We start from the raw sequence: 20,298 nt of genomic DNA, 5'->3' as shown, positions 1-20,298 counted from the left end.
CGCCGCCACCCGGAGATACGGAGCCCCCGATGACCCGCGCCGCCGTCCTGCCCGCGATCGGCTCCCCGCTCGAACTCGCCGACATCGACATCCCCGCCCCGGGCCCCGGCCACGTGCGCGTCCGCCTCGCCGCCGCCGGCGTCTGCCACTCCGACCTCTCCCTCGCCAACGGCACGCTGCGCCAGCCCGTACCCGCGGTCCTCGGCCACGAAGGCGCGGGCACCGTCGTCGGCGTCGGCGAGGGCGTCACCGGCGTCGCCCCCGGTGACGAAGTGGTGCTCAACTGGGCGCCCTCCTGCGGCGCGTGTCACTACTGCGGGCTCGGCGAGCCGTGGCTGTGCGCCGCCGCGGGCGCCGCCGCGGCCGAGCCGTACGCCACCCGCGACGGCGCCGGCCTCTACCCGGCCCTCGGCACCGCCGCGTTCGCCGAGGAGACCGTCGTGCCCGCGCGCGCCCTGCTGCCCCTGCCCGCCGGGGTGCCGCTGGCCGACGCCGCGCTCCTCGGCTGCGCCGTGCTCACCGGCTGGGGCGCCGTGCACCACGCCGCCGCGGTACGGGCCGGGGAGTCTGTCGCCGTCTTCGGCGCCGGCGGCGTGGGGCTCGCCGTACTGCAGGCCGCCCGGATCGCGGGCGCCGGACCGCTCGTCGCGGTGGACGTGTCGCCGGCGAAGGAGGAACTGGCGCGCGCCGTGGGGGCCACCGACTTCGTCCTCGCCGCGCCGGGCGGGGAGCGCGACACCGCGAAGCGGATCCGTACGCTGACCGCCGGGATCGGCGTCGACGTGGCGATCGAGTGCGCCGGCCGGGCGGAGTCGATACGCACCGCCTGGTCCAGCACGCGGCGCGGCGGGCGGACGACGGTCGTCGGCATCGGCGGCCAGGAGGAGCGGGTGTCGTTCTCCGCGCTGGAGCTGTTCTACTTCGGCCGCACGCTCGCCGGTTGCGTCTACGGCAACAGCGACCCGGCCCGAGACCTGCCCGCCATCGCCGCGCACGTACGCGCGGGGGAACTGGACCTGGGCGGGCTCGTCACCGCCCGCATCGGGCTCGACGGCATCCCGGCGGCGTTCGACGCGATGCAGGCGGGGCGCGGGGGCCGGGCGCTCGTGGTGTTCTGAACACCGTCAGCGGTGTTCTGAACGCCGTCAGCCGGATTACTTGACGGCCCGCACGGCGGGCGGAAAGAAAGTGCCCTGACGATCAAGCTGCGACAACGCCCCCGCCTTCACTTCTTGGAGGCGCGAGGGTGACCGGATGCGCTTTCCCGCAACTCTCCCCGCGCTTTGGACTCTTGGTGGATAAAGTTTGTTTGCGGTGGAGTCGAAGCAGTTCCCAGAGTGACGAAAAGAAGTTAACTTGATGCGGACCGGTCAGACCGGGACTGCGTTGTCACCCCCCTCCTGAGGACGACGCCGCCCCGTGGCGCGACGGCGCGCGCCTGTGCAACCCCCCACCGACCTCTCCACGGAGGAAGCGCGTGCACAGGAAACTGAGAAAGGTCATGGCCGCATTGTCAGGCGGCCTGCTCGTGACGTCGGGCGTGGTCGCGCTCACCGTCACGCAGACGGCCACGGCCGCCCCGCCGCGGGCCGCGGCGGCGGAGTTCCGGCAGGTCGAACTCGCCAAGGGCGTTCCCGACATGGGCGAGCCCATGTCGCTGGCCGTACTGCCCGACAGGTCGGTGCTGCACACCGCGCGCGACGGCACGCTGCGCCTGACCAACGCCAACGGCGACACCAGCATCGCGGGCAAGCTCCCCGTCTACACCAACGACGAGGAGGGCCTGCAAGGCGTCGCCGCCGACCCCGGCTTCGCGTCCAACCGCTTCGTCTACCTCTTCTACGCCCCGCCCCTGAACACCCCCGGCGGCGGCGCCCCCGAGACCGGCAGCCCCGCCGACTTCGCCCGCTTCGACGGCGTGAACCGGCTCTCGCGGTTCGTGCTGAGCGCGAACGGCACGCTGGACATGGGCAGCGAGGTCACCGTGCTGGAGGTCCCGACCTCCCGCGGCCAGTGCTGTCACGTCGGCGGCGACATCGACTTCGACGCGCAGGGCAACCTGTACCTGTCCACCGGCGACGACACCAACCCCTTCGCCTCCGACGGCTACACGCCGATCGACGAACGCGCCGACCGGAACCCCGCGTTCGACGCCCAGCGCTCCGCCGGCAACACCAACGACCTGCGCGGCAAGGTCCTGCGGATCAAGGTCAACGCGGACGGCTCGTACGACATCCCGGACGGCAACCTCTTCGCGCCCGGCACGGAGAAGACCAGGCCCGAGATCTACGCCATGGGCTTCCGCAACCCGTTCCGGATGAGCGTCGACAAAGCGACCGGCGTCGTCTACCTCGGTGACTACGGCCCCGACGCCGGCACCGCCAGCGCCACCCGCGGCCCGGGCGGCCAGGTCGAGTTCAACCGCATCACCGAGCCCGGCAACTTCGGCTGGCCCTACTGCACCGGCGACAACGACGCCTATGTCGAATACGACTTCGGCAACGGCTCCTCCGGCGGCACGTACAACTGCGGCGCGCCCGTCAACAACTCGCCGCACAACACAGGACTGACCGAACTGCCGCCCGCCCAGGCGGCGTGGATCCCCTACGACGGAAACTCCGTCCCCGAGTTCGGCAACGGCTCGGAATCCCCCATGGGCGGCCCCGTCTACAACTACGACGCGGGCCTCGACTCGGCCGTGAAGTTCCCCGAGGAGTTCGACGGCGACTACTTCGCCGGCGAATTCGGCCGCCGCTGGATCAAGAACATCAAGGTCGACGGCTCCGGCGGGGTCCAGTCCATCAACGCCTTCCCCTGGTCCGGCACGCAGGTGATGGACATGGCCTTCGGCCCCGACGGCGCGCTGTACGTCCTGGACTACGGCACCGGCTTCGGCAGCGGGGACGCCTCAAGCGCGCTCTACCGCATCGAGCACGTACCGGCGGGGCAGGCGGCCGGAGCCGAGGCGGGCGGGAAGCCGGAGGTGGTGAAGGCGGGCGGCGCGGACAGTGGCAGCGCGCCGGCCGAGAGCGCCGCCTCCGTGGAGCTGCGGCTGCCGGGCGACGGGCAGCTCTTCGAGTTCGGCGACGCCGTGCCGTTCGAGATCGAGGTGACCGATCCCGGCGGCGGCGAGGTCGACTGCTCGAAGGTGACCCTCGACTACCTGCTGGGCCACGACTCGCACGCCCACCACCTCGCGTCCGCCGCGGGCTGCTCCGGCACCCTGCAGACGCCCACGGACGGCGGACACGACGTGAGCGCCAACATCTTCGGCGTCTTCACCGCCAAGTACACCGACGCGGACGGCACCACCGTCACCGACCAGCACCTCGCGCAGCCCCGGCACCGGCAGGCGGAGCACTTCAAGACCGCCGAGGGCGTCGAGGCCGAGCAGGCCGCGGCAGCGGAGGGCGGCGCGCGCCTCGGCGGCATCGACGACGGCGACTGGATCGCGTTCAGCCCGTACCTGGTCGAGGACGGCGAGTTCACCGCCCGCGTGGCCGCGGCGGCGGCGGGCGGTGCGATCGAGGTACGCGCCGGGGCGCCGGACGGCGCGCTGCTCGGCACCGCCGACGTGCCGGCGACCGGGGGCGCGGACGCGTACGAGGACGTGACCACCACGCTGGCCGACGCGCCGGCGGAGACCACGACGCTGCAACTGGTCTTCACGGGCGCGGGCGACGCGCCCTTCACCGTCGACTCCTTCACCCTCGGATCCGGAGGCGAACAGTGACCGACAACAAGAAGCGGCGGGCCGGGCGGCTCGCCATCCCGGCCGCGGCCTGCGCACTGCTGTGCGCCGCGGCGGCGTTACCGACAAGCGGCGCGACGGCGGCACCCGCACCGGCATCGCCCGCCGCCGAGCAGGCCGCCGCCTTCGACGTGCTGGTCTTCTCCAAGACGGCCGGCTTCCGGCACGACTCGATCGACGAGGGCGTCGCGGCGCTCACCGAACTGGGCACCGAGAACGACTTCTCGGTCACGGCCACGGAGGACGCGGGGGCGTTCACGGCGGCGAACCTCGCCCAGTACGAGTCGGTCGTCTTCCTGCACACGACGGGCGACGTGCTCGACGGGACCCAGCAGGCCGCGTTCGAGGGCTACATCAGGGGAGGCGGCGGCTACATGGGCATCCACGCCGCCGCCGACACCGAGTACGGCTGGCCGTTCTACGGCGAGCTGGTCGGCGCCTGGTTCGCCTCCCATCCGGCGATCCAGCAGGCCACGGTGAACGTGGAGGACCACGCGCACGACGCCACCGCGCACCTGGACGACCAGTGGGTCCGCAACGACGAGTGGTACGACTACCGGGCCAACGCGCGCGACACCGCGCACGTGCTGGCCACGCTCGACGAGTCGACCTACAGCGGCGGGCAGATGGGCGAGGACCACCCCATCGCCTGGTGCCAGGAGTACGAGGGCGGCCGGTCGTTCTACACCGGCGGCGGCCACACCGCCGAGTCGTACGCGGAGCCGGACTTCGTCCGCCACCTCCTCGGCGGCGTCCGCTGGTCGGCGGGCGCGGTGGAGGCCGACTGCGGCTGAGCCCGCCCCGAGACCCGTCGCCGTCGCGAGGGGCGGCGGCGACGGCCCGGCCCCCGGGCCGGCCGGCGCGGGGCGGAACGCCGATCCACCCCCGCCGCACCCAGGTGCCCGGCCGTCCCGGCCGGGCACCTGGTCCGTGCGGGGCAGGTGCCCGGTGCGCCGGTGCCGTGCCGGGGCAGGTGCCCGGTGCCGGTGCTACGGCCTGTCGTCCAGCAGTTCGCCTTCCAGCAGCCCCATCGTGAACTGGTCGTACCAGCGCCCGTCCCGCCGGAACACGGACCGCAGCCGGCCCTCCTCCACGAAGCCCACCTTCTTGTACACGCTGATCGCCGCGTGGTTCTCGGTCACCACCGTCAGCGAGATCTTGTGCAGCCGCATGTCCTCGAAGCCGAAGCGGCATACCGCGCGCAGCGCGTCGGTGGCGTAACCGCGGCCCCAGTACTCCTTCTCGCCGAGGTAGACGTCCAGCTCAGCCAGGCCCGTCTCGGGCTCGGCGTCGCGCAGCCGGACGAGGCCGATCAGCGCGCCGTCGGCCAGCACTTCGACCGCGTACAGCACGTCGCCGTACACGTTCGGGGGGCGCTCCTCCAGGTTCCGGCGGACCCGCGCCAGGGACGCCGCGTAGCCGTCGTCCATCCAGCGCATCACGTCGGGGTCGTGGTTCCACCGCCACAGCGCGTCCGCCTCCGCGGGCTCGAACGCCCGCAGCTTCACCAGCTTTCCGAAGACCATCCGGCTTCCCCGTTCTCTCAGGCGTCCTGGATCCGGCGCCAGGGCAGGTCGGCCTCCAGCGCGAAGGCCAGCTCCAGCAGGGTGCGTTCGTCACCGTGGGCCGCCGAGAGCATCACGCCCACCGGTATGCCGCCCGCGGGCGCGGGCTCCGTGGCCGGGGCGGGGAGGGAGATCGCGGGGCTGCCGTTGATGTTGTTGATGGGGGTGAAGGCCACGTACGCGCGCAGGCGGTTCAGCAGCTCCTCGTACGGGACGTTCGGCGACAGGTGGCCCAGGCGCGGGGTGGTGTGCGCGAGGACCGGGGACAGCAGCACGTCGTAGCGCGTGAGGGCCGCGTCGTACGCCTCGTCCGCCGCGCGGCGCAGGCGGCGCAGGAACGCCGGGGTGGTGTGCATCCGGCGCAGGTACGTCGACCGCAGGCCCTTGCTGAGGCCGTCCATCCGGCGCGCGTCGAAGTGCCGGTCGTACACGAACCGGCCGCCCGCGCCGGCGAGGAACGCGAGCAGCCCCCAGTACGCGATGAAGTCCTGCTCGAAGTGGCCGTCGAGCGGCAGCGCGTAGGTCTCGACGGTGTGGCCCTGCCCCGACAGCGCGGTGGCGACCGCCGCGACGGCCGCGCGCGTGGCGGCGTCGGTCGGCGTGCCGGTCGGCGACTCGGCCACCAGGCCGATCCGCAGCCGGCGCGTGCCCGGGCCCTCGACCAGGCCCAGCGGGGGCATGCGCGGGTTGCGCCAGTGCCGTTCTGCCGCGGCGAGGAACGCGGCGGTGTCGCGCACGGACCGGCTCAGCACCCCGTCGCCCACCATGTCGATGGGCAGCCTGCGGCCCGTCTCGTTGGCCACGACCCGGCCCCGGGTCGGCTTGAGGCCGACGAGCCCGCAGCACGCGGCGGGGATGCGGATGGAGCCGCCGCCGTCGTTGGCGTGCGCGATCGGCACGGCGCCGGCGGCGACGAGCGCGGCGCTGCCGCCGGAGGAGCCGCCGGGGGAGTAGGAGGGGTGCCAGGGGTTGCGGACCGGCTCGTCGTCCTCGTACTCGGTGCTGGCGTTGAAGCCGAACTCCGGCAGCCGGGTCTTGCCGAGGAACGTCATGCCGGTGCTCAGGAACTGGCGTGTGAACGGCGCGTGCCGCGGCGCGGCCTGCGGCGTGAAGGCAGCGCTGCCGTGGCCGGTGGGGAGGCCGCCGTAGTCGGTGTTGTCCTTCAGGAGCGTGGGCACGCCCGCGAGCGGTCCCGTGGCCGCACCGCCCGTCTCGTACGTGTCGTAGGCCGGCACGGCGACCGCGTGCAACTCGGGGTCGACGAGCCGGATCCGCTCCACCGCGGCCCGGGCCAGCTCCCCGGCACCGACCTCGCCGTCGCGGACGAGCGCGGCGAGGGCGACGGCGTCGTGCGCGCCGAGGGCGTCGTCCCGGAAGGCGTGCACAGGCGGGCGGTCCGCGGGCGTCGCGGCCCCGGCCGTACGCGCTCCCGCGCCAGGAGCGCCGCGCCGTGCCGCGCGGCCGGGCTTGCCGGCCGCCTTGTCGTCCCGGCGGTCCGCCGTCATGTCGTCGGTCATGGCCTGCCTTCCGGCTCGGGCGACGCGTCCACGGCGGTGGCCATCCGGTCCACCGCCTCGGTCAGCACCTCGGGCGAGGTGGCGAAGTTGAGCCGCGCGTGCCCCGCGCCGCCCGTGCCGAACGGGATGCCCGACGCCAGCGCCACCCGCCCGCGCTCCAGGAACACCGCCGCCGGATCGTCCCCGAGCCCCAGCGCGCGGCAGTCCAGCCAGGCCAGGAACGTACCGTCCGGAACGTGGTACCCCACCCCCGGCAGCCGCTCCGCCAGCAGCCGCCCGAGCAGCCGCCGGTTCTCGTCGAGCCCGGCGAGCAGCGCGTCCAGCCACGGGCCGCCGTGCCGGAACGCGGCCACGTGCGCGAGGGCGCCGAGGTGGCTCGCTCCGTGCGACATCTCCTGCGGCAGCAGCGCCAGTTCACCCGCCGACTCCGGGCCCGCGACGGCGACCGCGGACTTCAGCCCCGCGAGGTTCCACGCCTTGGACGCCGACAGCAGCGCGAACCCGCGCTCCGCGCCCGGCACGGTCAGATACGGGACGTGCCGCGCGCCCGGCGGCACGAGCGGGGCATGTATCTCGTCGGCGACGACCCGCACCCCGTGCTCCCCGGCGAGCGCGGCGACCCGCGCCAGCTCGGCGGCGGTGTGCACGGTGCCGGTCGGGTTGTGCGGGCTGCACAGCAGGTACGCCGCGCGGTGACCGCCGGCGCGCGCGGCGGTGAACGCCTCCGCCAGCGCGGCGAAGTCGATGCGCCCGTCCCCGCCCAGCGGGGCCTCGACCACGCGCAGGCCCATGTGCTCGGTGTAGGCGTAGAACGGCGGGTAGACCGGGGAGTTGACGACGACCACGTCGTCCGGGGCCGTGACCAGCTTCAGCACCTCGGCGATGCCGCGCATCACGTCCGGCACCAGGGCTATCCGATCGGTCGGCACCCGCCAGTCCCAGCGGCGCCCGGCGAACTCCGCCACCGCCTCCGCGTACGGCTCGACGGTCGCGTACCCCGTGTCGCCCAGGTCGATCGCCGTGCGCACCGCCTCGGCGACGGGCGCGGCGAGCTGCGTGTCCATCTCGGCGACCCAGAGCGGCAGCACGTCGGGCGGGTACGCCCGCCACTTCACCGACGTCCGCCGGCGCAGCTCCGCGAGCGTCGGCCCGCGCAGCGGATCGGCCACCGGGGCGGCCTGCGTCCCGGCGCTCATCGGCGCCCGCCGGCGGGGCGTGGCGGGCGGGGGCGTACGAAGGTGTTCGACTCGGCCATGCCCGCCATGGTAGGTCGGCCCACCGACACCGGACCTGCGAATTCACGCCTCCCGGCGCGAGGGCTGCCCGCCGGCCGGGACGCGCGGTCCGAGCTAGCCGTCCGCCACCTGTTCGAGCCAGTGCCGGTACGCCCCGGCGAACGGCTCCGCGCCCGCCGCCACCGCCGCCATCAGCCACTCGGCCGACGCCGTCGCCTGCGCCACGGTCTCCGCCGAGTAGCCGTAGCGCACCCGGTGGTCGGCGAACTCGTCCTCGTCCAGCAGCCGCGGCTCGTGCTCCCCGCGCCGCCGGGCGACGTCGAGGTCCAGGTCGACCATCGTGACCTCGGCGGCCGAGCGCCAGCGCGGCGGCGTGGTGATGTCCGCGTAGAGGTCGGTGCGCCGCGGCGGGGCGTTGAACTCGGCGGTCCACCAGGCGTCGCGGGGGAAGAGCGCCACGTGCGCGCACTCGAAGATCACGGGCGGGCCGGTGCCCTTGCGTGTCGTGCCGCCCGGGGGCTGGCCGAGCCACACGCCGTGCTCGTCCTCGCCGAGCCGGCGCATGGTCGAGTTCCAGTGGAGGGTGCCGTCGTACTTGCGGTAGATCACGCGTACCAGGTCGGCCATTGCGGGATCATAGCCCCGCCCGCGGCCCGGCGGGCGGCACCCCCGCGCCGGGCCCGCCCCGGATCGACGGCTGCCCGCTGAGCTGGGCGAACTGCAATTTCAGCCCGTCCACGAGCGCTCGCAGCCCGGACTCGAACGCGCCCTCGTCCACCTCCCGGCGGTGCTCCGCCAGCAGATGCGCCCGGCCGAGGTGCGGGTAGTCCGCCGGGTCGTACGCCGCCGGGTCGGCGACGAAGCCGCCCGCGAACGAGCCCAGCGCGGATCCGGCCACGTAGTAGCGCATCAGCGCGCCGACCCGGGTGGCCTGCGCGGGCGGCCAGCCCGCCGCGACCATGCCGCCGAAGACGGCGTCCGCCAGCCGCAGCGCCGCCGGCCTGCGGCCGGGCCCCTGGGCGAGCACGGGCACGATGTTCGGGTGCGCGGCCAGCGCCGCCCGGTACGACCTCGCCCAGGCCAGCAGCGCCTCGGGCCACGGCAGGCCGTCCGCGAACATCGACAGGTCGACTTCGGCGACCACGGCGTCGACCGCGGCGTCCAGCAGTTCGTCCTTCGTCGTGAAGTGGTTGTAGAGCGAAGGGCCGCTGACCCCCAACTCGGCCGCGAGCCGCCGGGTGGACACGGCCTGCAGCCCCTCGGCGTCGACGAGGGCGAGCGCCGCCGTGACGATGCGCTCGCGGCTCAGCAGGGGCTTGCGGGGGCGGGCCATGCGGCACATTTTAGAGGCGCGCGCCGCGGAAACCAGCGGCTCCAATGGCGAGGTCACGGGCCGGATCCGAGGGCCCGCCGCGGCCGGGCGGCGGGTGTCACGCCCGGCCCGCACGGCCCTAAGCGCTTGCTCAGTACCGGGGGTAGGGTGTTCTCCGCTGCACCCGGGAGAGCGGAGAGCGAGTATGCAGGACGGCCAGGAGCCCGCGGCCTGGGGCGGCGTCGAGCCGGAGGCGGCGCAGCGGCTGCTCACCGCGGGCGTCGAAGCCTTCGCGGAGCGCGGCTACCACGCCACCACCACCCGCGACATCGCCGGCCGCGCCGGGATGAGCCCTGCCGCGCTGTACATCCACTTCAAGACCAAGGAAGAGCTGCTCTTCCGGATCAGCCGGGTCGGCCACGAGCGGGCGCGGGCGATCATCGCCGCGGCGGCGGAGTCCGAGGGCCCGGCGGGCGAGCGGCTGGCGCGCGCCGTACGGGCTTTCGCGCGCTGGCACGCGGAGCACCACACGACGGCGCGCGTGGTGCAGTACGAGCTGGCGGCCCTCGGCGAGGAGCACTACGCGGAGATCGTCGCGCTGCGGCGGGACATCGACCGGCTGGTGCGGGGGATCATCGAGGACGGCGTACGGGACGGCGAGTTCGCGGTGGCCGACGTGCCGGGGACGGCGCTGGCGGTGCTGTCGCTGTGCGTGGACGTGGCCCGGTGGTTCAGCGCGTCGGGCAGCAGGCCGCCGGACGAGCTGGCGGCGCTGTACGCGGACCTGGTCGGCCGGATGGTCGCCGCACCGGCCGCACCGGCCGCGCCGGCAGCACCGAAGCGGAGCGGCCGGAAGCGGGGCGCCCGCAAGTAGCCGGCCGGGGGCGGGTGGTCAGAAGTAGTAGCGGACCACCGACTCCGCGACGCACACGGGCTTCTCGCCGCCCTCGCGCTCGACCGTGTACCGCAGGGTGAGCTGCACGCCGTCCCCGGCCTCGGCGGCGTCCGTGATCGTCGCGGACGCCCGCAGCCGGGAGCCGACGGGCACGGGCGCGGGGAACCGGACCTTGTTCGTGCCGTAGTTGACGCCCATGCGCACGCCGGCGACGTCGATGAGCTGCGGGCCGAAGAGCGGCAGCAGCGAGAGCGTGAGGTAGCCGTGCGCGATGGTCCCGCCGAACGGGCCCCCGGCGGCCCGCTCCGGGTCGACGTGGATCCACTGGTGGTCCCCGGTCGCCTCGGCGAAGAGGTCGACGCGCCGCTGGTCGATCTCGACCCAGTCCGTATACCCCAACTCCTCGCCCACCGCGCCCTTCAGCTCCTCGACCGAGGTGAACGTGCGGGGCTCTGCCATGGCGTGCCTCCCGGGGCGGGCGAGGGTGCGTCGGGATCGTCTAAGCGACTGCTTAGCATGGTCGGGCTACGGGGCCGTGTCAACGGCCCCGCGCCGGGGGCGGACCCGCGCCGGCGGCCTTCCCCCCGGCATACCGACCGGTTAGTCTGCGCCGTACCGGCAACCGTGGGGAGGCGGGCACCGTGGGCAGCGTGCGGGACGCGCGGGCAGTGGTCACCGGAGGCGGCGCCGGCATCGGCGCGGCGCTGGCGCGGCGGCTCGCCGCCGAGGGCGCCCGCGTCGCCGTCAACGACCTGGACGCCGCCAGAGCCCGCGCCGTCGCCGCCGAGATCGGCGGCGTGGCGCTGCCGGGCGACGCCTCCGGCGCCGTACCCGCCGCCCGCGAGGCGCTCGGCGGCGTCGACCTCTTCTGCGCCAACGCCGGCCTCGCCGCCGGCGGCGGCCCCGAGGCCCCGGACGACGAGTGGTCCGCCGCCTGGGACGTCAACGTGATGGCCCACGTGCGCGCCGCGCGCGAGCTGGTGCCGGAGTGGCTGGAGCGCGGCGAGGGCCGGTTCGTCGCCACCGTCTCGGCCGCCGGCCTGCTGTCGATGGTCGCCGCCGCCCCGTACGCGGTCACCAAGCACGCCGCGCTCGCCTTCGCCGAGTGGCTCTCCCTGACGTACCGCCACCGCGGCATCTCCGTGCACGCGGTCTGCCCCCAGGGCGTACGCACCGACATGCTCCGCGCCACCGGCGCCGCGGGCGACCTCGTCCTCGTCCCCGGCGCCATCGAGCCGGCGCAGGTCGCCGACGCCGTACTGGCCGGCATCGCGGAGGACCGGTTCCTGATCCTGCCGCACGCCGAGGTCGCCGGTCACAGCGCGCTGCGCGCCACCGACCCGGACCGCTGGCTGAGCGGGATGAACCGGCTGCAGCGGACACTGGAGGAGGGCCGGGGCTGACCCGGGCGGCCCGGGGACCTTCCGGGAGGCCGGGACGGGCCGGGGTGCCGGGACCGACACTGGAGGCCGGGACGACGAAGGGCGAGGACATGGCGACGACGACGGGCGGGAACAGCGGGACGGTGCCGGAGCGGCTGCTCGCCGCCGCCACGAGGCTCTTCGCGGAGCGGGGTTTCGACCGCACCTCGGTGCAGGAGATCGTCGAGGCCGCGGGCGTCACCAAGGGCGCCCTCTACCACTACTTCGGCTCCAAGGACGACCTCCTGCACGAGATCTACGGCCGCCTGCTGCGGCTCCAGCAGGAGCGCCTCGACCACTTCGCCGCACTGGACGCCCCGGTCGAGCAGCGGCTGCGGGAGGCAGCGGCGGACGTGGTGGTCACCACCGTCGACCACCACGAGGACGCCCTCATCTTCTTCCGCTCGATGCACATGCTCAGCCCGGAGAAGTACAAGGAGGTTCGGGCCGAGCGGCGCCGCTACCACGAGCGCTTCCGCGGCCTGATCGAGGAGGGCCAGGCCGGCGGCGTGTTCTCCACCGCCACCCCGGCCGACCTGGTGGTCGACTACCACTTCGGCGCGCTGCACCACCTGGGCAGTTGGTACCGCCCGGACGGGCCGATGTCGGCGCGAGACGTCGGCGACCACCTGGCGGAGCTGCTGATGCGCGCCCTGCGCCCATAGCGCCGGAGCCGGAGGGCGGAAGGGGCGCGGCCGTACGGAGCCACGCGCACCCTGCCCGTACGGCGCACGCTCACCCGCCCGGCGCGTACTTCCGCAGCTCGCGCCGGGCCAGCGACCGCTGGTGCACCTCGTCCGGACCGTCCGCCAGCCGCAGCGTGCGCGCCGACGCCCACAGCTCGGCCAGCGGCGTGTCCTGGCTGACGCCCGCCGCGCCGTGCAACTGGACCGCGCGGTCCAGGATGCCGGTGACCTCCCGGGGCACGGCGATCTTGATGGCCTGGATCTCGGTGTGCGCGCCGCGGTTGCCGACCGTGTCCATCAGCCACGCGGTCTTCAGGACCAGCAGCCGCAACTGCTCCACCGCCACCCGCGCGTCCGCGATCCACGTCTGCACCACGCCCTGCCGCGCCAGCTCCTTGCCGAACGCCGAACGCTCCACCGCCCGCCGGCACATCAGCTCGATCGCCCGCTCCGCCATGCCGATCAGCCGCATGCAGTGGTGGATGCGGCCGGGGCCCAGCCGCGCCTGCGCGATGGCGAAGCCGCCGCCCTCCTCGCCGACGAGGTTCGCCGCCGGGACCCGTACGCCGTCGAGCACGATCTCGGCGTGGCCGCCGTGCAGATGGTCCTCGAAGCCGTAGACCCGCATGGCGCGGCGGACGGTGAGGCCGGGGGCGTCGCGCGGCACCAGGACCATGGACTGCTGGCGGCGGGGATCGGTGCCGTGCGGGTCGGTCTTGCCCATGACGATGAACACCGCGCAGTCGGGGTTCATCGCCCCGGAGATGTACCACTTGCGGCCGTCGAGGACGTACGAGTCGCCGTCCCGCTCGATCCTGGTCTCGATGTTCGTGGCGTCGGAGGAGGCGACCGCCGGCTCGGTCATCGCGAACGCCGAGCGGATGCGCCCCTCCAGCAGCGGCTCCAGCCACCGCGCGCGCTGCTCGGCGGTGGCGAACTGGGCCAGCAGCTCCATGTTCCCGGTGTCCGGCGCGCTGCAGTTGAGCGCCAGCGGCGCCAGGTGCGGGCTGCGGCCGGTGATCTCGGCGAGCGGCGCGTACTGCAGGTTCGTCAGGCCCGCCCCGTACCCGGTGTCGGGGAGGAAGAGGTTCCACAGCCCGCGCCTGCGCGCCTCGGCGCGCAACTCGGCCACGACCGGCGGGTGCACCCATGGATCGTCCTGCCCGGCGAGCTGCGCGGCGGCGACGGGCTCGGAGGGGAAGACGTGCTCGGTCATGAACGCGAGCAGGCGCTCGCGCAGTTCCTCGGTGCGCGCGTCGAGTGCGAAGTCCATGGCCGGTCAGCCTTCCTGCAGAGTGATGCGGCCGCCCGCGATGAAGCGGGGCACGAGCTCGCCGATGCGGTCGAAGCCGGCGCCGACGGTCTGGCCGAGCGTGAAGCGGTAGTGGATGCCCTCCAGGATCACGGCGAGCTTGAAGTACGCGAAGGCCGTGTACCAGGCGACGCGGGAGACGTCGCGGCCGGAACGTTCGGCGTAGCGCGCGACGATCTCGGCGGCGGCCGGGTGTCCCGGGGCGTCCGTCGTGGTGGCGATGGGGGAGTCGGCGCCGGCCGGTGTGCTGTACATGGCGAGCAGGCCGAGGTCCGTGAGCGGGTCGCCGAGCGTCGACATCTCCCAGTCCAGGACGGCGGTCACGGTGCCCGCGGCGTCGACGAGGACGTTGTCGAGGCGGTAGTCGCCGTGGACGACGGCGGGTGCGACGGCGGGCGGCAGGTCGCGTGCGAGGGCGTCGTGCAGTTCGTCGATGCCGGGCAGCTCGCGGCTGCGGGAGGCGTCGAGCTGCTTGCTCCAGCGGCGGAGCTGGCGTTCCAGGAAGCCGTCGGGGCGGCCGAAGCCGGCGAGCCCCGCGGCGGCGGGGTCGACGGCGTGCAGGCGGACCAGGGTGTCGACGAGCCCTTCGACCACGGCGCGGGTGCGCGCGGGGCCGAGCGGCGCGAGCTGCCCCGACGTGCGGTAGACGGTGCCGGGGACGTACTCCATGACGTAGAAGGGGGCGCCGAGCACGGTCTCGTCGGTGCAGAGCAGCAGCGTCCGCGGTACGGGGACGGGGGTGGGGTGCAGGGCGGTCAGCACGCGGTGCTCGCGGGCCATGTCGTGCGCGGTGGCGAGGACATGGCCGAGCGGGGGGCGGCGGACGACCCAGCGGCCGGTGCCGTCGGTGACGTCGTACGTGAGGTTGGACCTGCCGCCCTCGATGAGCCGGGCGTGGAGCCCGCCGCGGACGAGCCCGGGGAGCTGCGTGTCGAGGTACCGGCGCAGCGCGCCGGGGTTGAGGCCGGGCGGGTGGTCGTCGCTCATACGGGGTCCTCCGGGGGCGGGTCGGCGGGCCACCATAATGCCGACCGGTCGGTATGCAGTCCAGACCGCACCGCCCGCGACCGCAGGCGTGCAGCCGGCGGGCCATGCGACAGCAGGCATGACCCGGCGGCCGGTGCACGGGCCGCTCCCGCGTGCGCCGCAGGCGCGGTCCGGTAACGGCCGCGGCGCGGGCCGTGCACGCCGGACTCCGCGGGTCGCGTCCGGCCGCACTCGTACGTTCCGGGATCCGGCCGCCGTGGCCCGCCGCCGCGCGCGTCGCGGGCGCTACGCATGACAGGGCATCATCTCGCCGCCGTTCAGCGCCGCCATGTCCGCGAAGTACTCCGCCGCGTCCAGCGGCCGGCCCTCCGGCTCGCCGGCCAGCTCGCTGTACGCCCGGTGCAGGTTCGCCACCAGCCGCTCCGGCTCGCGCAGTTCTGCGAACGCCTCGGGGTCCGCCGCCCGCGCCGTCTGCAGCGGCGTCCGGCCCGCCGCGCGGCCCTGCGCGGCCAGCTCGCCGACGTACCGCAGGTACCGCTCCACCGCGTCGAACACCCCCGCGTCCGTCACCGGCCCGTGCCCCGGCACCACCGTCTCCGCGCCCAGCGACCGCAGGTGCTCCAGCGCCCGCAGCGACCCCCCGAGCGAGCCGAACGCGACGAACGGCGTACCGCCGCACAGCGCTATGTCCCCCGCGAACACGACCCGCTGCTCCGGCAGCCAGACCACCGTGTCGCCGACCGTGTGCGCGGGGCCCGGGTGCAGCAGCCGCACCTCCGCGCCGCCCGCGGTCAGCGTCATCGACTCCGTGTACGTCATGTCCGGCGCCGTCAGCCGCACGTCCCCGTACTCCACCTCCGGCCACAGCAGCTCCAGATGGCGCCCCGCGGCGAGCACCTGCCGCCGGCACGCGGCGTGGCCGATGACCGTGGCGGGCGCGAAGACGCTGTTGCCGTACGTGTGGTCGCCGTGGTGGTGGGTGTTGACGACGAGCGCCGGGTCGGGCGCCCCGCTGGCCAGGACCGCCTCGCGCAGCAGCTTCGCCCGGGGCTCGGTGGCGGCGGTGTCGACGAGCAGCGTCGTCGTGCCGTCGCTGACGAAGCCCGCGTTGCTCAGGCACCAGCCGCCGTCCGGCTGGACGTAGGCGTGCACGCCGGTGGCGAGCTGCACGCAGTACGGCGTGCGCGCGGCGTCGACCGCGCGGTCGACGATCTGCGCCGGGGTGCCGTCGATGCCGACCGCCGCCCCGTGCTCGTCGGGCGCCAGCGGTTCGAGGGCGGCGAACTGCGCGTCCAGCACGTCGTGCGGCACGAACAGCTCCTTGCGCTCGGCCAGCCGCGCGCCGACGAGCTGCCGCGAGCCGTCCAGGTGCAGGAAGTACAGCCCCGGCACGGCCGCCGCGAGCCGGTCGCGGTCGCGGCGGCGTAGCGCGGGCCGGCTGACGACGCCGCCGCTCGCGGCCCGTCTGCGGAGCCAGCGGGCGACGGCCTCGTCGGGCGGCTCGCCGCCCGCGGGGTAGAGGCCGGCCTCCCGGCCGATGTCGGCGCCGTCCGCGTACGGCACGTTCAGCCGCTCGGCCAGCTCCCGGCCCACCGTGGTCTTGCCGCAGCCGGACACCCCCATCACGACGATCAGTGGCACGGTCACGCCCATGCGCATGTCCCCCTCAAGACCATTCCTGCCCGCGCTGCGGTGCTGCCTGCGAGCTTAGGACCAGGCGCCGGCACGGACGGCGCGCCGCCGGCGCCGCGGAAGCGGAGGCGGGGCGTACGGACGGAGCGCTCGGACGCGGGGGCGTACCGGCGGCGGCCACGGCGGCGTCAGATGAGCAGCACGGCCGCGGACGTCGCGGACGCCACCAGGCACAGGCCCGCGCCCAGCGCGAGCCCGGGGGTCATCGCCGCCGGTGCGGCGGCGGCCAGTTGGTTTATCCGGCGCTGGCCCACCGCCAGGAACGCCAGCCACGTGCACAGCGCCAGCGACAGCCCCGCGTACCCGCCCGCGGAGCCGCCCTCGGCTACCACCCGCCGCAGCTCCAGCACCACCACGACCGCGAACGCCAGCGTCGTGCGCCGCCACGCGAGCCGCGTCCGCTCCGGCTGCGCCCCGGGGTCCCGGGCGCCGCTCACCGCCCGGCCCCGACCAGCACCACGACGATCAGCACCACCGCCGCCACCGCCGTGCCTACGGCGAGCAGCCCGGGGAAGCGGGACTCCGGCAGGTCCTCGCCGCGGCGCATCGCGCGCTCGCAGCGGATCCAGTGGTTGACGGCCCGTACCGCGCAGACCGCCCCGCCCGCGAGCAGCACCGCGGCGATGGCCGTACGGAAGGGGCGGGACATCTCGGTGAGGAACTGGTCCGCGGCGATGCCGCCGCCGACGAGCGCCAGCGCGGTCCGCACCCAGGCGAGGAACGTCCGCTCGTTGGCGAGCGAGAAGCGGTAGTCCGGCGTGCGGCCCTCCGCGCGCAGCCGCCGGGGCGAGAACCACAGCCGCACGGCGGACGGACGTTCGGGGTCGCTCACGGCCCCGACCCTAACCGAACGCCCCCGCGCACCCCCCGGCCGACCCGCCCCGTCCGCGGCCGGGGAAAGTGCCCGGCGCCCGGCGGTTGACGGGCGGGCGCCCAGTCAACAGGATCTGAACCGACCGGTAACCTTCGAAGGGGCGGCAGCCATGGTCTACGACGCCGACGTCATCGTGATCGGAGCGGGGCTCGCAGGACTCGCCGCGACCGCGGAGCTGGCCGACGCCGGACGCAAGGTCATCCTGCTGGACCAGGAGCCGGAACAGGCGCTCGGCGGCCAGGCGCACTGGTCCTTCGGCGGCCTGTTCTTCGTCGGCTCGCCCGAGCAGCGCCGGCTGCGCATCCGCGACAGCCGCGAGCTGGCCTGGCAGGACTGGCTCGGCACCGCCGGCTTCGACCGCGCGGAGGACCACTGGCCGCGCAAGTGGGCAGAGGCGTACGTCGACTTCGCCAGCGGCGAGAAGCGCGCCTGGCTGCGCGCGCAGGGCATGTCGTTCTTCCCGGTCGTCGGCTGGGCCGAGCGCGGCGGCTACGACGCGGAGGGCCACGGCAACTCCGTACCCCGCTTCCACATCACCTGGGGCACGGGACCCGGCGTCGTCGCCCCCTTCGAGCGGCGGGTGCGCGAGGCCGCGGAACTGGGCCGCGTCGACATGCGCTTCCGGCACCGCGTCACCGGACTGGCCCGCAGCGGCGGCGCCGTCGACACCGTCACCGGCGAGATCCTCGAACCCAGCGACGCCCCGCGCGGCACCGCCAGCGGCCGGGAGGTGGCCGACACCTTCGAGCTGCGCGCCCAGGCGGTGATCATCACCTCCGGCGGCATCGGCGGCAACCACGACCTCGTCCGCGCCCACTGGCCCAAGCGCCTCGGCACCCCGCCGGAGAAGCTGCTCTCCGGCGTCCCCGCGCACGTCGACGGGCTGCTGCTCGACGTCGCCGGGGCGGTCGGCGGCCGGCTCGTCAACCGCGACCGGATGTGGCACTACACCGAGGGCATCGAGAACTGGAACCCGATCTGGGCGCGGCACGGCATCCGCATCCTGCCGGGACCCTCGTCGCTGTGGCTGGACGCGACCGGCCGCCGGCTGCCGGTGCCGCTGTTCCCGGGCTTCGACACGCTCGGCACGCTGGAGCACATCATGAAGTCGGGCCACGGCTACACCTGGTTCGTCCTCAGCCAGAAGGTCATCGAGAAGGAGTTCACGCTCTCCGGCAGCGAGCAGAACCCCGACCTGACCGGCAAGAGCGTGCGCGACGTGCTGGGCCGGGCGGGATCCGGGGCGCCCGCGCCCGTACAGGCGTTCATGGACAACGGCGTCGACTTCATCGTCGAACGCGACCTCGCCACCCTGGTCCGCCGGATGAACGAGCTGACCGGCGACAAGCTCATCGACGAGGAGGCGCTGCGCCGCACGCTCACCGCCCGCGACCGCGAGATCGACAACGCCTACACCAAGGACATGCAGATCACCGCGGTGCGCGGCGCCCGCAACTTCCTCGGCGACAAGCTCATCCGCGCCGCCTCCCCGCACCGCTTCCTGGACCCGAAGAACGGCCCGCTCATCGCCGTACGGCTGAACATCCTCACCCGCAAGTCCCTCGGCGGGCTGGAGACGGACCTGTCGTCGCGGGTGCTCGCCGAGGGCGGGGAGCCGCTGCCGGGCGTGTACGCGGCCGGGGAGGCCGCCGGCTTCGGCGGGGGCGGCGTCCACGGGTACCGCTCGCTGGAGGGCACGTTCCTCGGCGGGTGCCTCTTCTCCGGCCGGGCCGCGGGCCGCGCGGCGGCGAAGGCGGTGGGCTGAGGGCGGGCGCTGACGGCCGTGCGCTGAAGGCCGAGGGCGCGTACGGGTTTACGTGCCCGGCTGCGTGTCCGTGCCCGGCGCGGGCGCCGGATCCGGTACGGCGCCTGCCGCCTTGGCCTTCGTCTCCGAGCGCCGCCCGCGCAGCAGCCCCGCGCCCGCGATGAGCCCGGATGCCAGCACCGTCACCAGTCCGAACGACACGGTCAGCGACGTCGCGTCCGCGACCTGCCCGATCGCCGCCGGGGCGATCAGCCCGGAGGCGTACATGATCGTCGCCACCCCCGCGATCGCCTGGCTCGGCGCGTTGGCGGACCGGGCCGCGGCCGCGAAGACCACCGGTACGACGACCGCGATGCCCAGGCCCAGCAGCCCGAACCCGGCCATCGCCTGCGCCGCGGCGGACGAGGTGACGATGAGCACCCCGCCGAGCGTCGCCAGCACCCCGCCCGCGCGCACCGTGCGCACCGGGCCGAGGCGTTCGACCACCGCGTCGCCCACCAGCCGGGCCACCGCCATCGTCAGCGCGAAGCCGGTGGTGCACGCGGCGGCGAGGCCGGGGGAGGAGCCCATCTCGTCGCGCAGGTAGACCGCCGACCAGTCCAGACTGGCGCCCTCGGCGAAGACCGCGCAGAACCCGACCGCGCCGATGAGCAGCGCCGAGCGCGGCGGCAGCGCGAAGTGCGGCGGCGGCTCCTCGTCGGCGTGCGCGACGGGCGCCAGCACCCAGCGGCAGGCGACGACCGAGACCGCGGTGAGGACGGCGGCCGCGATCGCGAAGTGCACCCGGCCGTCCAGCTCGGTGTGCGCGGCGACGGTGCCGGCCGCGGAGCCCGCGAGCGCGCCGCCGCTCCACATGCCGTGCAGCCCGGACATGATCGAGCGGCCGAGCCGCTGTTCCACGTCGACGCCGAGCGCGTTCATCGCGACGTCCGCCATGCCGGCGGTCGCCCCGTACACGAACAGGCCCGCGCAGAGCGTCGCGAGCCCGGGGGCGAGGGCCGGCAGGATCAGCGCGAGGCACCACATGACCATCAGCCCGCGCAGCGCGCGGCGGGCGCCGAAGGTGTGGCTGATCCGGCCGGCGAGCGGCATCGCGGTGGCGGCGCCGAGGGCGGGCATCGCGAGCGCGAGGCCGAGCTGCCCGGCGCTGATCCCGGCGTGGTCCTGCACCCAGGGGACCCGGGTGGCGAAGCTGCCGGTGACGGCGCCGTGCGCGGCGAACACCGCCGCGACGGCGTACCGCGCCCGCCGTATCTCGCCCGTGCTCGCCACCCGGCCTCCTCCGC

The 20,298-nt window shown here is 74.8% G+C and carries 19 protein-coding genes; 7 read left to right on the top strand and 12 right to left on the bottom strand.

Annotated elements, in window-relative coordinates:
* Positions 1 to 29: 29 nt before the first annotated feature.
* From ACFYVJ_RS19955 to ACFYVJ_RS19945, 3 genes are all read left to right on the top strand, one after another.
* Positions 30 to 1,118 (top strand): alcohol dehydrogenase catalytic domain-containing protein, encoded by a 1,089-nt coding sequence (locus tag ACFYVJ_RS19955; protein ID WP_388893145.1) that lies wholly within the window; start codon positions 30 to 32, stop codon positions 1,116 to 1,118.
* Between the two features lie 383 nt (positions 1,119 to 1,501).
* Positions 1,502 to 3,733, top strand: coding sequence for a PQQ-dependent sugar dehydrogenase (locus ACFYVJ_RS19950; protein ID WP_388893143.1), 2,232 nt, complete (start codon positions 1,502 to 1,504; stop codon positions 3,731 to 3,733).
* A complete protein-coding gene (locus ACFYVJ_RS19945; protein ID WP_388893141.1) occupies positions 3,730 to 4,545 on the top strand; it encodes a ThuA domain-containing protein in 816 nt (271 codons plus the stop codon). The genes ACFYVJ_RS19950 and ACFYVJ_RS19945 overlap by 4 nt, the downstream gene beginning before the upstream one ends.
* Positions 4,546 to 4,740: 195 nt before the next feature.
* On the opposite strand, the gene ACFYVJ_RS19940 is transcribed toward ACFYVJ_RS19945, so the two are convergent.
* From ACFYVJ_RS19940 to ACFYVJ_RS19920, 5 genes are all read right to left on the bottom strand, one after another.
* A complete protein-coding gene (locus ACFYVJ_RS19940; protein ID WP_388893139.1) occupies positions 4,741 to 5,277 on the bottom strand; it encodes a GNAT family N-acetyltransferase in 537 nt (178 codons plus the stop codon).
* 17 nt (positions 5,278 to 5,294) lie between these two features.
* Positions 5,295 to 6,833, bottom strand: a complete 1,539-nt coding sequence (locus ACFYVJ_RS19935) for an amidase (protein ID WP_388893136.1) — start codon at positions 6,831 to 6,833, stop codon at positions 5,295 to 5,297.
* A complete protein-coding gene (locus ACFYVJ_RS19930) occupies positions 6,830 to 8,029 on the bottom strand; it encodes a MalY/PatB family protein (protein ID WP_388893134.1) in 1,200 nt (399 codons plus the stop codon). Before ACFYVJ_RS19930 ends, ACFYVJ_RS19935 begins: the two co-directional genes overlap by 4 nt.
* A 153-nt stretch (positions 8,030 to 8,182) precedes the next feature.
* Positions 8,183 to 8,695, bottom strand: coding sequence for a DUF402 domain-containing protein (locus tag ACFYVJ_RS19925; RefSeq protein ID WP_388893132.1), 513 nt, complete (start codon positions 8,693 to 8,695; stop codon positions 8,183 to 8,185).
* A gap of 7 nt (positions 8,696 to 8,702) precedes the next feature.
* Complete coding sequence (locus ACFYVJ_RS19920; protein ID WP_388893130.1) at positions 8,703 to 9,401, bottom strand: TetR/AcrR family transcriptional regulator; 699 nt, start codon at positions 9,399 to 9,401, stop codon at positions 8,703 to 8,705.
* 184 nt (positions 9,402 to 9,585) lie between these two features.
* On the opposite strand from ACFYVJ_RS19920, the gene ACFYVJ_RS19915 reads away from it, so the two are divergent.
* The gene (locus ACFYVJ_RS19915; protein WP_388893128.1) at positions 9,586 to 10,254 is read left to right on the top strand and encodes a TetR/AcrR family transcriptional regulator; all 669 of its coding nucleotides are present in this window, start codon (positions 9,586 to 9,588) and stop codon (positions 10,252 to 10,254) included.
* A gap of 18 nt (positions 10,255 to 10,272) precedes the next feature.
* Here ACFYVJ_RS19915 and ACFYVJ_RS19910 read toward each other — a convergent pair whose 3' ends face one another.
* Positions 10,273 to 10,734 carry a MaoC family dehydratase gene (locus ACFYVJ_RS19910; protein ID WP_388893126.1) on the bottom strand — a complete coding sequence of 154 codons (462 nt, stop codon included), beginning with the start codon at positions 10,732 to 10,734 and terminating at the stop codon, positions 10,273 to 10,275.
* A 182-nt stretch (positions 10,735 to 10,916) separates the two neighbouring features.
* On the opposite strand from ACFYVJ_RS19910, the gene ACFYVJ_RS19905 reads away from it, so the two are divergent.
* Together ACFYVJ_RS19905 and ACFYVJ_RS19900 are read left to right on the top strand one after the other, a co-directional pair.
* Positions 10,917 to 11,678: an SDR family oxidoreductase gene (locus tag ACFYVJ_RS19905; RefSeq protein WP_388893115.1), complete on the top strand. Its 762-nt coding sequence runs from the start codon at positions 10,917 to 10,919 to the stop codon at positions 11,676 to 11,678.
* Between the two features lie 89 nt (positions 11,679 to 11,767).
* Entirely contained in the window at positions 11,768 to 12,361 is a 594-nt protein-coding gene (locus tag ACFYVJ_RS19900; protein ID WP_388893307.1) for a TetR/AcrR family transcriptional regulator, read from the top strand.
* A 70-nt stretch (positions 12,362 to 12,431) separates the two neighbouring features.
* Here the strand turns inward: ACFYVJ_RS19900 and ACFYVJ_RS19895 are convergent, their stop codons facing one another.
* The 5 genes from ACFYVJ_RS19895 to ACFYVJ_RS19875 all read right to left on the bottom strand — a co-directional run bounded on the left by ACFYVJ_RS19895 (position 12,432) and on the right by ACFYVJ_RS19875 (position 17,205).
* Positions 12,432 to 13,655, bottom strand: coding sequence for an acyl-CoA dehydrogenase family protein (locus tag ACFYVJ_RS19895; RefSeq protein WP_388893113.1), 1,224 nt, complete (start codon positions 13,653 to 13,655; stop codon positions 12,432 to 12,434).
* Positions 13,656 to 13,661: 6 nt separating this feature from the next.
* Complete coding sequence (locus ACFYVJ_RS19890; RefSeq protein ID WP_388893111.1) at positions 13,662 to 14,681, bottom strand: phosphotransferase family protein; 1,020 nt, start codon at positions 14,679 to 14,681, stop codon at positions 13,662 to 13,664.
* 285 nt (positions 14,682 to 14,966) lie between these two features.
* On the bottom strand, positions 14,967 to 16,334 hold the full coding sequence (locus tag ACFYVJ_RS19885; protein ID WP_388893109.1) for an MBL fold metallo-hydrolase: 1,368 nt from the start codon (positions 16,332 to 16,334) through the stop codon (positions 14,967 to 14,969).
* A 167-nt stretch (positions 16,335 to 16,501) separates the two neighbouring features.
* Positions 16,502 to 16,810 (bottom strand): DUF202 domain-containing protein, encoded by a 309-nt coding sequence (locus ACFYVJ_RS19880; protein ID WP_388893107.1) that lies wholly within the window; start codon positions 16,808 to 16,810, stop codon positions 16,502 to 16,504.
* On the bottom strand, positions 16,807 to 17,205 hold the full coding sequence (locus ACFYVJ_RS19875; RefSeq protein ID WP_388893105.1) for a YidH family protein: 399 nt from the start codon (positions 17,203 to 17,205) through the stop codon (positions 16,807 to 16,809). Before ACFYVJ_RS19875 ends, ACFYVJ_RS19880 begins: the two co-directional genes overlap by 4 nt.
* A 151-nt stretch (positions 17,206 to 17,356) precedes the next feature.
* Here ACFYVJ_RS19875 and ACFYVJ_RS19870 point away from each other — a divergent pair, with 151 nt between their 5' ends.
* Positions 17,357 to 19,012 (top strand): FAD-binding dehydrogenase, encoded by a 1,656-nt coding sequence (locus ACFYVJ_RS19870; protein WP_388893103.1) that lies wholly within the window; start codon positions 17,357 to 17,359, stop codon positions 19,010 to 19,012.
* A gap of 48 nt (positions 19,013 to 19,060) precedes the next feature.
* Here the strand turns inward: ACFYVJ_RS19870 and ACFYVJ_RS19865 are convergent, their stop codons facing one another.
* The gene (locus ACFYVJ_RS19865; protein ID WP_388893101.1) at positions 19,061 to 20,284 is read right to left on the bottom strand and encodes an MFS transporter; all 1,224 of its coding nucleotides are present in this window, start codon (positions 20,282 to 20,284) and stop codon (positions 19,061 to 19,063) included.
* Between the last annotated feature and the right edge of the window lie 14 nt (positions 20,285 to 20,298).

The sequence above is a fragment of the Streptomyces sp. NPDC004134 genome (genome assembly GCF_042874195.1).
GTDB lineage: Bacteria > Actinomycetota > Actinomycetes > Streptomycetales > Streptomycetaceae > Streptomyces.
The sequence above is the reverse complement of the archived record's forward strand: the minus strand, read 5'-3'. Positions and strand labels throughout refer to the sequence as shown.